The 11,379-nt window shown below is 69.8% G+C and carries 9 protein-coding genes; 8 read left to right on the top strand and 1 reads right to left on the bottom strand.

The annotated features are described in order from the left end of the window. The first annotated feature begins 138 nt into the window (after window positions 1-138). The 8 genes from AB4Z55_RS05055 to AB4Z55_RS05090 all read left to right on the top strand — a co-directional run bounded on the left by AB4Z55_RS05055 (window position 139) and on the right by AB4Z55_RS05090 (window position 10,458). Window positions 139-1,017: a hypothetical protein gene (locus AB4Z55_RS05055; protein WP_369519283.1), complete on the top strand. Its 879-nt coding sequence runs from the start codon at window positions 139-141 to the stop codon at window positions 1,015-1,017. Next, window positions 1,014-2,585: a hypothetical protein gene (locus AB4Z55_RS05060; protein ID WP_354561830.1), complete on the top strand. Its 1,572-nt coding sequence runs from the start codon at window positions 1,014-1,016 to the stop codon at window positions 2,583-2,585. Before AB4Z55_RS05055 ends, AB4Z55_RS05060 begins: the two co-directional genes overlap by 4 nt. 5 nt (window positions 2,586-2,590) lie before the next feature. Further along, entirely contained in the window at window positions 2,591-2,989 is a 399-nt protein-coding gene (locus tag AB4Z55_RS05065) for a DUF6802 family protein (RefSeq protein WP_354561829.1), read from the top strand. Window positions 2,990-3,203: 214 nt separating this feature from the next. Beyond that, complete coding sequence (locus AB4Z55_RS05070) at window positions 3,204-5,030, top strand: phosphoenolpyruvate carboxykinase (GTP) (RefSeq protein ID WP_004023759.1); 1,827 nt, start codon at window positions 3,204-3,206, stop codon at window positions 5,028-5,030. Between the two features lie 77 nt (window positions 5,031-5,107). Then, window positions 5,108-6,115 (top strand): esterase-like activity of phytase family protein, encoded by a 1,008-nt coding sequence (locus AB4Z55_RS05075; RefSeq protein WP_064569386.1) that lies wholly within the window; start codon window positions 5,108-5,110, stop codon window positions 6,113-6,115. Window positions 6,116-6,197: 82 nt separating this feature from the next. After that, the gene (locus AB4Z55_RS05080) at window positions 6,198-7,013 is read left to right on the top strand and encodes an ABC transporter ATP-binding protein (protein WP_101820766.1); all 816 of its coding nucleotides are present in this window, start codon (window positions 6,198-6,200) and stop codon (window positions 7,011-7,013) included. Between the two features lie 21 nt (window positions 7,014-7,034). Next, a complete protein-coding gene (locus tag AB4Z55_RS05085) occupies window positions 7,035-9,581 on the top strand; it encodes an FtsX-like permease family protein (RefSeq protein WP_354562031.1) in 2,547 nt (848 codons plus the stop codon). Between the two features lie 55 nt (window positions 9,582-9,636). Next, window positions 9,637-10,458 (top strand): hypothetical protein, encoded by an 822-nt coding sequence (locus AB4Z55_RS05090; RefSeq protein ID WP_369519284.1) that lies wholly within the window; start codon window positions 9,637-9,639, stop codon window positions 10,456-10,458. A gap of 131 nt (window positions 10,459-10,589) precedes the next feature. Here the strand turns inward: AB4Z55_RS05090 and AB4Z55_RS05095 are convergent, their stop codons facing one another. Next, complete coding sequence (locus tag AB4Z55_RS05095; protein WP_369519285.1) at window positions 10,590-11,369, bottom strand: class I SAM-dependent methyltransferase; 780 nt, start codon at window positions 11,367-11,369, stop codon at window positions 10,590-10,592. Window positions 11,370-11,379: the final 10 nt, after the last annotated feature.

Genomic DNA, 11,379 nt, shown 5'->3' on the forward strand with positions numbered 1-11,379 from the left:
TGGAGGTGGCTCCGCCGTCGGCGCGGATCCCGATTAGTCTCGGCCCTGCCGCGGTTCACGTGTACTGATGGCCCGGAGGTCGTCGGTGCGCGCGGACGGTGGCGTGACGCGCAGGGGGCCGATGACGAGGAGGCTGCGGTGGGGGCACCGGTGAACCGAGGGTGGCGCGACGTGCGCGGCGGGGACGAATTGTCGCTCGCGGCCGAGCAGGGGCGTCTCACCGACCTCGTCGAGCCGAGCTCGCCGCTGGCACCGATCCTGACCGTCGCGGGCCGACGGTTCCTCCGTCCGCTCCACGTCCGGGTGGTCGGCCGGCCCGGGACCGGGCGCGACACCATGGTGCGTGCGCTTCGAGAACGACTGTCGCTCAGCGTGATCGGGCCCGGCGAGGACGCGCAGGAAGCCGCCGACGCCGATCTGTGGCTCCTGGTCCTGGCCGGGTTGCCCCGGCAGGCCGACCACGAACTGTTCTCCTCACTTCCGTCCGATCGCGTGCTGGTGGTGCTCGGCAAGGCCGACACCCACGGCGACTGGGACTCCGCGGTCGCGGTCGCATCGACGTGCGCCACGTCCCTCGGCACGCCGGTGTACCCCGTCTCGCAGCTGCTGGCCTGCGCCGACCTCGACGACGGTGAGTTCGCAGCGCTGACGACGATGACGGCCGCGGGTGTCGGGATGCCGTCCATGGCGGGCCGGTTCCTGGTCGGGCGCCCGGGCTCGGACGAACGGCTCCTGCGGCAGGGACTGCTGCGCCGGATCGACGCCTACGGCATCGACACCGCGCTCGCCCTCATCCAGTCCGGCGCGCCCGTCGCCGCCACCGCGACCGACCTGAGCCGGGCGTTGCAGAACGCCTCCGGGGTACCCGATCTGGCGGGGCCGATCAGGGAGCGTGTCGCACGCATCCGGCACTGGCGCGAAGTCGAGCTGCGCAACCGACTGGAGGAGGCGGCCGCGTCCGGCTTCGACCGCGCCGGGGCCGAACGACTCCTCGCGGGGGCAGGTGCCGCACCATGACCGACACCGCACTGGATGCCGCACGCGAGCTGACCGGGTTCGACGCCGACCGCGTCGGAACCGGCTCCGGCGTGCTGGTCGTCGGCACCGACGGGGTCGGTGTCCGCACGCTGGTCGAGGCCTGTCGCGCGTTGGCCCCGGATCTCGACATCGTCGCCCGCGCCACCCGGGATGCGGCCCCGGCCGGTGCCGCCCTCGTGGTCGTGGACCCGTCGTCGGCGGTCGGGGACGAGGAGCGACTCCTCGTGGAGAAGGTGCGTGCGCAGGTGGGCACGGTCGCGATCGTGTGCACCAAGATCGACGCGTTCTGGGAGTGGCCGCGGACCGTGCGTGCCCACCGAGCCGCGCTCGACCCGTTCGCGACGCTGCCGCTGTTCGGGGTGTCCGCGGTCGCGGCCCTCGGGGGTGCAGTGGACGAGTCGGGCGTCGAGGCCCTCGTGGAGTGGGTACGCGAGGTGACCCTTGCGCCGGATGCGCTCCGCGGCGAGCGCGCACGCACGGCGGCGGGCTTGGGCGCGGTCGAGCATCTTCTCCGGTCCGGTGGGACCGACGTCGACGACCTGGCGTCCGGGCAGGCCGACGCCGATGGCCTCCTGGCCACCCGCCGGCGGCTGGTCGCCACCCGCGATCGGGGGCGTACGGATCGATTGGCGGCCGTCCGCGCGGGCCTGTCCCGTGTCCGGTCCCAGTCGTCGGCGGAGCTCATGGCCGCGGTGCGGGATCTGTCGGCCACCGCCGCCGACCGAGCTCCGAGCGCCGACATCGAGTACGACACCTGGATCCGCAGCGGGTGGGCAGCCCTTGCCGACCGCATCCGTCAGCGTGCCGACGAGCGCGTCGACGCCGTGCGGGCGACCGCGCTGGTGGGTCTGGACGCCGAGCCGACGCCGGACGAGCCGTGGCCCGCGGTGGACCTCGACACCGGGCGGCCGAGTACCCGGGTGCGACGCGCGGGCGCCGAAGACGCGCTGCTCGTCGTCATCGGCGCGTCGACCGGTCTCGGTGTCGGACGCCTCGTCGTGGCACCGATGGCGTCGGTCCAGACGCTGCAGTGGATCAGCATGCCGCTCGCCCTGCTCCTGGGCGTGGCGGTCGCGGCGTGGGTGATCCGCGTCCGGCGGACCGCGGTGAACCGTTCCGAGCGGGCGGCGCGGGCCACCGAGTTCCTCGCCGAGGCGCGGGCGACGCTCGATCACCAGCTGGCCCTGCGCGTCACCGCGGCCGAGACCCGGATCGCCGGGCAGATCGCCCGAGCCCACGAACGCCGCAGCCGAGAGGTGTCGGCGGAGATCGCGCGGCTCGACGAGGAGATCCGTCGGCTGCGCAGCGGGGTCGAGGTCCGCGCGGCCCGGGTCCGGCGCGAGCGAGCCGAGTCCGTTCGCCGCGACCTCGCGGCGCAGTCGGGACGGCTGTGGGCGTCCCCCGCCCGAGGCGACGATCCGGGACGAGAATCCGATCCGGGACGAGAATCCGAGGACCCCACAACTCCCGAGCGCCCAGAGAACCGACGGCCGGACGACGGACCGGTCACGGCCGCCCGAGCCGGCCACGACGACGGAAAGCAGTGATCCCGATGGACCCGATGTTCCCCGACGACGCCCCGGAACCGGATCGTCCGGACGAGTCGTCCCTGTTCGGTGGGGTGGGGGCCGCCGACGACACCCGATCTGTCGAGTCGGTGGCCGCGCTGCACGAGTCACCCGTGGTCGATGACCTCGACGACCATCTGTGGATGCACGACGACGGCCGGATCTGGGATCTCGGGCCCGCCGAGGTCGACACCGACAATGATGGGATCAACGACTCCCTGACCCGCAACGGTCCCGACGGGTTTACCGTGTACACGGACAGCGATCGGGATGGGCAGGTAGACAAGATCACCGAGATCGGTGCGGACGGCGAGTTCCGTTCCGCGGTGCTCGACCCGGACACCGGCGACTGGATCTCCGGCGGTTCGGGACGGATCGGCTGACCGGTGACTCGCGCCTCGAACCGGTCCGCGTCGCGCCGAGACCGGAGCGCGTGCGATCACCAGGGACTTTGGTCATCTGTTGCCCAAGTGTGGCGTAGACCGCACCTCGCGAACCCCGTGACCTAGCGCCTGTTCGGTGTACGTATCCTGGACGACGAGACGACCTGACAGGTGGCCATTCCAAACGGCCACCACCTCGGAGGAGGCCCCAACGATGACCGCAGCCACCATTCCCGGACTGGACCCGAGTAGCGCTCCGACGAAGCACGCGGGACTGCTGGCCTGGGTGGCCGAGGTCGCCGAGCTGACCCAGCCCGACCGGGTGGTGTGGTCGGACGGCAGCGACGAGGAGTGGGAGCGCCTGACGGCCGACCTCGTGAAGGCCGGCACCCTGGTCAAGCTGAACGAGGAGAAGAAGCCGAACTCGTTCCTCGCCAGCTCCGATCCCGCCGACGTGGCTCGCGTGGAGTCGCGGACCTACATCTGCTCGGAGGCCGAAGAGGACGCCGGCCCCACCAACAACTGGGTCGACCCCGCCGAGATGCGCTCCACGATGACCGAGCTCTACCGCGGCAGCATGCGCGGTCGCACGATGTTCGTCATCCCGTTCTGCATGGGCCCCCTGGACTCCGACGACCCCAAGCTCGGGGTCGAGCTCACCGACTCCGAGTACGTCGTGCTGTCGATGAAGATCATGACCCGCGTCGGACCCCGCGTCCTGGAGATCCTGGGTGAGGACGGCTTCTTCGTGAAGGCGCTGCACTCGGTCGGCGCGCCGCTCGAGCCCGGCCAGGCCGACGTCCCGTGGCCCTGCAACACCGAGAAGTACATCACCCACTTCCCGGAGACCCGCGAGATCTGGTCGTTCGGTTCGGGGTACGGCGGCAACGCACTGCTCGGCAAGAAGTGCTACGCACTGCGCATCGCCTCGGTCATCGCCCGTGACGAGGGCTGGATGGCCGAGCACATGCTGATCCTCAAGCTGACCAGCCCGGCGAACAAGGTCTACTACATCGCCGCGGCGTTCCCGAGCGCCTGCGGCAAGACCAATCTCGCGATGCTGCAGCCGACCATCCCCGGCTGGAAGGCCGAGACCGTCGGCGACGACATCGCCTGGATGCGCTTCGGTGACGACGGCCGCCTCTACGCGATCAACCCGGAGTTCGGTTTCTTCGGCGTCGCCCCCGGCACCAGCTACGACTCCAACCCCAACGCGATGAAGACCATCGAAGCCGGAAACACGTTGTACACCAACGTTGCTCGCACGGACGACGGCGACATCTGGTGGGAGGACATCGACGGTGAGGCGCCGGCGCACCTGACCGACTGGCTCGGCAACGACTGGACCCCGGAGTCCGATCACAAGGCCGCGCATCCCAATTCGCGCTACTGCACCCCGATCTCGCAGTGCCCGTCGCTGGCCGACGAGTGGGATGACCCGAAGGGCGTGCCGATCTCGGCGATCCTGTTCGGTGGCCGTCGCAAGACCACCGTGCCCCTGGTGACCGAGGCCCGCGATTGGCAGACCGGTGTCTTCATGGGCGCCACCGTCGGCTCCGAGCAGACGGCCGCCGCCGAGGGCAAGGTCGGCACGGTGCGCCGCGACCCGATGGCGATGCTGCCGTTCATGGGCTACCACGTCGGCGACTACCTGCAGCACTGGGTGAACATCGGCAAGAACGCCGACGAGTCCAAGCTGCCGAAGGTCTTCTACGTCAACTGGTTCCGCCGCGGCGACGACAAGCGCTTCCTGTGGCCCGGATTCGGCGAGAACAGCCGCGTGCTGAAGTGGATCATCGAGCGCATCGAGGGTGAGGCCGAGGGCATCGAGACCCCCATCGGCATCGTCGCGAAGCCCGAGTCGATCGACGTCAGCGGCCTGGACGTGCCGGCCGAGGACGTCGCCGAGGCGCTCGCCTTCAAGCCCGAGGAGTGGCGCGAGGAGATCCCGTCGATCGAGGAGCTCTTCGACTTCGTCGGCGAGAAGCTGCCGAGTTCACTGCGTGACGAGCTGGACGGCCTGAAGCAGCGTCTGGCCTGACACCCGAACTGCAGCCCGCGGTCCGAGGCCGAATGAACAGATGGGTCAGAAGTGACGGTTGAGGTATCGTGCCCCTCATGAAGTTACGTGTGTGGGGCGCCTCGATCGCCGGTGCCTGCGTGTTGGGTCTGGCCTCCCCGATCGCGGTCCAACCGGCTTCGGCGACACCGCCTTCCGGGGCGGGTGTGTCGGCGTTCTTCACCGATTCGACGACGATCGGCGACGGCCTCCCCACGGTGAACCGGATCTCCGGAATCGACCGGACCGGTAACGGCAGCTACGTGCTGATCGCCGAAGACGTGCTGCCTGCGCGCTTCTTCACCGCCTCGATCGGCTACACATCGGTCAACGCGTCGTTTGTCGGGCAACCGCGGATCAACGGCGGCGGCACCGTCCTCGGCCCGTGGTTCCTCCCGCTGCTGCCCGGCCAGGCCCAGTTCGAGGGCATCCGGCAGTCGGCCGGCGGTTACACCGTGGTCAGCGGCGGCAACAACCAGTTCGTCCGTCAGATCGGCCCCATCGGGCAGGTCATCCGCGACCTCCCCCTCCCGTCGGCATGGCGCCCGTCGCCGAAGTCGGGTCTGGCCGGCCAGCGCGGGCTGACCGGCGCGGCCGTCGGGCCCCAGGGGCAGGTCAGCGTCCTCACGGCCGGCGGACTCCGGCAGGACGCCGCGCGGTCGGCCCGTCTGCTGACCTTCGGCAAGAGCAACCGCGAGTTCGTCTACCGCACCGACGCCAACAAGGTGGCCGCCGATGTGCTCGCCGTCAACTCGACCGATTTCCTCGTGCTCGAACGCGGGCCGGGCAACCTCGCGAACATCTTCTGGACGACGACCCGGGGTGCCACCTCGGTGACGAACAAGAAGAAGCTGAGCGGGCGCGAGAAGGCGATGACCAAGCGTCGGATCTTCTCCACGGTCGCGACCCCGCGTCTGCTCACCGGCAACATGTCCGGTCTGGCCTGGGGCAACTGGCACCCCGACAACCCGTTCGCCAAGACCCGCACCCGCACCCTCCTCGTGGTGTCGGACAATGTCGGATCGCCCAACCGAGTGCACTCCTTCGAGGTCCAGATCCCGAAGTAGTGCCCAAGGTCACTGGCCCTCAGGGTGGGGTCAGGGTGATACCTGATGGCCAACCGGCGCAGGATTTGGCACGGTTGATGGCATGACGACGACTGATGTGGCCGCTCGAGACGACGGTGGCGATGATTCCGGGGCGCCCAAGCACGCGGTGGCTGCCGGAGCCGACAACCTTTCCAAGCGGTACGGCGTCGGCGACACCGCCGTCGAAGCCCTGAAGAGTGTCTCGATTTCGTTCCGAGAGGGCGAGTTCACCGCCATCATGGGGCCGTCGGGGTCGGGCAAATCCACCCTGATGCACTGCCTCGCCGGCCTCGACGTCGCGAGCGACGGCAAGGTGTTCATCGGCGACACCGATCTCACCGCGTTGTCGGACAAGGCGATGACGATGCTGCGTCGCGACCGCATCGGCTTCGTCTTCCAGGCGTTCAACCTCGTGCCGACACTGACGGCGAAGGAGAACATCACGCTGCCGGTCGACATCGCCGGCCGGACCGTCGACACCGAATGGTTCGACGCCGTGGTGGCCCGGCTGGGTATCACCGACCGGCTGGGACATCTCCCGAGTGAGTTGTCGGGTGGTCAGCAACAGCGCGTGGCGTGTGCCCGCGCGCTGATCGGCAAGCCGTCGATCATCTTCGGCGACGAGCCGACGGGCAACCTGGACTCCCGGTCCTCCGGCGAAGTGCTGTCGATCCTGCGGGCGGCGACCGACGAGTTCAAGCAGACCGTCGTCATCGTGACCCACGATCCGCGCGCCGCGTCGTATGCCGACCGCGTGGTGTTCCTGGCCGACGGCCAGATCGTGCAGGAGCTCTCGCGGCCCTCCGCCGACGACGTCTTCGAGGTCATGAAGAACCTGGACAACGTGCCTGCGCCCGACACCGCCAGAGCGCACTGAGCCGTGGCCTCCTCCTCGGTGATGCGCAGGGTTTCGCTCCGAAACCTGCGCGCGCACAAGCTCCGACTCTTCCTGACGCTCTTCTCGATCGTCCTCGGCACTTCCTTCGTGGCCGGGTCGATGGTGTTCACCGGGTCCATCTCGAAGGCGTTCAACGACATCTTCGACAGCGCGGCCCAGGGCGTGGCCGTCGAGGTGACCCCCGCCGACCGACAGTCACCGGGAGTGCCGAACTCGATCGTCGATCAACTTCGGGATCAGCGCGCGCAGTTCGGCATCGACAAGCTCGTCGTCAACAACAACGGCCTGATAACGGTCGCCGACTCCGGCGGCAAGGCCATCCAGACCGGTGGCGCCCCGAGCGTCGGCAGCACCTACATCCCGCCCGCGGAGGCCCTCGACCCGGACGAGTCGCGGATCCTGCCGGGCGGGCGCGGCCCCGAGAACGCCGGCGAGATCGTGTTGAACACGTCGGCCGCCGAATCCGCCGGCCTGACGGTGGGGTCGAAGACGAAGGTCGTCGTCGGCCAGGGCGAATCGACACCGCTCGAGGTCACCGTGGTCGGTCTCGTCGACGCGCCCAGCTCGACCGGCGGCTACGTCAACGCGCAGTTCGATGCCGCGACGTCGGCCCGGTTGTTCACCGACGGTCAGCATGTGGGGGTCGTCGACATGTCGGCCGTCGCCGGGGTCACCCCGGAACAGTTGCAGGAACGCATCATCGCCGCGCTCGGCGCCGACGCGGATCTCTACGACGTCCGCACCGGCGATCAGGTCCGTGAAGACCAGAAGGCGCAGGTCAACGAGTTCCTGCAGATCTTCCAATACATCCTGCTGGCGTTCGCCGCGATCGGTCTCGTGGTCGGCACCTTCATCATCTACAACACGTTCTCGATGATCGTCGCGCAGCGGAACCGGGAGTTCGCACTGCTCCGGGCGGTCGGCGCGAGCCAGCGTCAGGTGTCGCGGTCGGTGCTGTTCGAGGCATTCGTGGTCGGCGTGCTCGGCGGCGCGCTCGGCCTCGCCATCGGTATCGCGCTGGCCGCCGGTCTGAAGGCGATCACCAGTGCGACGTCCGGCCTGCCCGACGGTGAGCTGGCCGTCGGTCCGGAAGCGATCCTGGCCGGCATCCTGGTCGGCGTCGTGGTGACGATGGTCAGCGCGTGGGTGCCCGCGGCGAGAGCTGCCCGGGTGCCGCCGGTGGAGGCGATGCGCGCATCGGCCGCCGAGGGGTCGGCCTCGTTGCGCAACCGCACCATCCTCGGGACCGTCATCGGCGTCGCGTCGATCGCCGCGATCGTCATCGGTGCGATGGGCGAAGGAGCGGGTCCCGCGGTCACGGTGGGTGCCGGCGCCGCGGGTGCGGTGCTGTCGGCCGTCCTCATCGGCCCGTCGATCGCCCGCCCGTTCGTCAGCGTGCTCGGCCGCGTCATCGGCGCACCGTTCGGCATGATCGGTCGCCTGGCCCGGACCAACGCCGTCCGTAACCCACGTCGCTCTGCCGCGACGGCGTTCGCGCTCACGCTCGGACTGATGCTGGTCGCGATCATCGGCACCCTCGGACAGTCGTTCAAGGGCACGGTCGACGACGCCGTCGACGCGGGTATCACCGCCGACTACATCGTCGCGGGCACCAACCAGTCGCCGTTGCCGTCGGCGGTGACCGGGGCGATCGACGGTGTGCCGGGTGTCGCCGAGGTGGTGTCGTTCGGCATCGTCCAGGCCAAGGTCGACGACAAGTCGGAGACCGGCTTCTCGGCGCTCGGCGGACCGCTGAACAGCGTGACCGTGATGGACATGCAGGACGGCGCGTCGTCGGATCTGCCCGCCGACGGGATGCTCATCAGCGAGCGGACCGGCAAGTCGAACGGCTGGAAGCGAGGCGACGTGGTCACGTTCACCTCCGCGACGGGCGATCAGGTCCGGGTTCCGATCGCCGGCGTCTACGCCGACAACGAGGCGCTGCAACCGTGGGTGGTGGGTCCCGATGTCTACGAGAAACTGGTCCCGCCCTTCGCGCGGGTCAACGTCACGCTCTTCGTGAACGCTGCCCCGGGCACCGATCTCGACACCCTGCGCAGCAACCTCGAGGAGGCGACGGCCGCATACCTCACGGTCCAGATCCAGGACCGTGACCAGTTCAAGGGTCAGATCTCGTCGCAGATCGACCAGATGCTCGGCACGTTGTACGCGATGCTCGGGTTGGCCCTGCTGATCGCGGTGCTCGGCATCATCAACACGCTCGCGCTGTCGGTGGTCGAACGCAAACGGGAGATCGGGATGTTGCGGGCGATCGGCATGGTCCGGGCCCAGGTCCGGCGGTCGATCTATCTCGAGTCGGTGCTGATCTCGATCTTCGGTGCCGTCCTGGGTGTGCTGCTGGGGACCGTCATCGGCGTCGCGCTGGTACGCACGCTCGCCGAATGGGGGCTGGGCGCACCGGTGATCCCGTGGTCGCTCATCGTGATCACTCTCGTGGCGTCGGCGATCGTCGGCGTGCTGGCCGCCCTGTGGCCGGCCGTTCGTGCCGCGCGCACCGGACCGCTCGAAGCGATCGCCGACATTTGACGCAGGTTCGTGGTGGTCGGGTCGGGACCGATCCGCGGATGACAGAATCGTCCGCATGACCCGACCACCTGAGGGCGATCCCAACGATCCGCGCAACGACCCGCCGGAGACCCGGCAGTTCGACCCGGACTTCGACCCGTCGGCGCCGCCGTCGCAGGCCTACACCGAGCAGCAGCCCGGGCAGCCCTATCCCGGCCCCTATACCGAGCCGCACCAACCGGGTCCGTACACCGAGCCGCACCAGGGCGGGCAGCCGTATCCGGGCCCGTACACCGATCCCCAGTACGCCGATCCCCAGTACGCCGATCCCCAGTACACCGGCGGTGCGCCGTACGCGTCCTCGCCGTACGACGCGCCGGCCGGTGGTGAGCCGCCCCGTGGCTCCGGATCGAAGGGGCGGACGATCGGGCTGGCGCTGGCCGCCCTGATCGCGCTGGTGGTGCTCGGGTTGGTCGTCGTGTTGGTGACCCGCTCGGGCGATGGTGATTCCACCAGCGCGGCATCGTCGTCGATCACCGAGTCGAGCGAACCGGCGACGACCAGCGCGACGACGCCATCGAGCACCACGACCACCGAGGAGACGACGTCGACCACGACGACGACGCAGCGCTCCGGAACCATCACCTACCAGCTGACCGGGAACGGCGACGTCGTCGCGCTCACATTCCGTCGTGGCCCGGGGTCGCCGACCGTGATCCCGGCGACGGGGTCACCCTGGTCGCAGCGGGTGCAACTCGAGGGGACCCGTGCGAGCCTGTCCGCCATCGTGGTTCGCGGCCCGGTGTCGTGCGCCATCCTCGCCGACGGTGAACAGCTCGCCGCCGCCACCAGCCAGGGCGGCACCCTCAACTGCACTGCGGACCTCGCTGCGGAGTAGTCCGGGCACCGGGTGCGGAGGTGGCTTCGACTCGGGTCCTCGACCTCGACGCGCTCCTTCGTCGCTTGCTCGGCCCGGCGGCTCCGCTCGGTCCCGGCTCAACCAGCAGTGGACCGAGCGCAACCGGATCCTCAGCGTCGCCGCAGGACGAGCACCAGATTGGTACCGAGGACGTCGCGGAGCACCGGCACGCGCATGACCCACCACATCCAGCGCGGGATGTAGCGCGGGAACGCCGCGACGAGTTCGGCGCGACCACTGCCGGCTGCCGCACGGGCCCAGCGCAGGCCGTCGGCCGCCGAGACCGCGAACAGCGATGTGCCGTAGAGGTTCTTGGGCGGGCGGCCGTGGCGTCGGGTGTACAGCCGGGCCGCCCGATGGCCGCCGAGATAGTGCGTCAGGCCCATCTCGTGACCGCCGAACGGTCCCCACCACAGCGTGTAGCTGATGATCACGACGCCGCCGGGACGCGTCACCCGCAGCATCTCGTCGGCCATCTGCCACGGGGTCGGCGTGTGTTCGACGACGTTCGACGACAGGCACACGTCGACGCAACCGTCGGCGAAGGGGAGCGCCTGGCCCGATCCGCGGACCGACCCGCGATGCTCGAGCCCGCCGGCGTGCATCTCGGTGGGATCGGGTTCGACGGAGACGTAGTGGGCGCCCCGGGCGCGGAAGGCGTCGGCGAAGTACCCGGGGCCGCCGCCCACATCGAGGACCACCGCCCCGTCGGGAGCGGCGCCGGCGAGATCCGGCACGAACGCCTCGACCATGCTCGCGGTGTCGGCGGCCAGCGCGCCGTAGAACCGCGCGGGATCGGACTGCTCGAAGCGGAAGTCGTTCAGCAGTCCCGCGGCGCGGCGCAGGGTGGCGAGCCGGGCCATCCGCGCACCGGAGAATGGAGTCGTCATCGTCGGGTCA

It is taken from the genome of Gordonia sp. ABKF26, from assembly GCF_041103195.1.
Taxonomy (GTDB): domain Bacteria; phylum Actinomycetota; class Actinomycetes; order Mycobacteriales; family Mycobacteriaceae; genus Gordonia; species Gordonia terrae.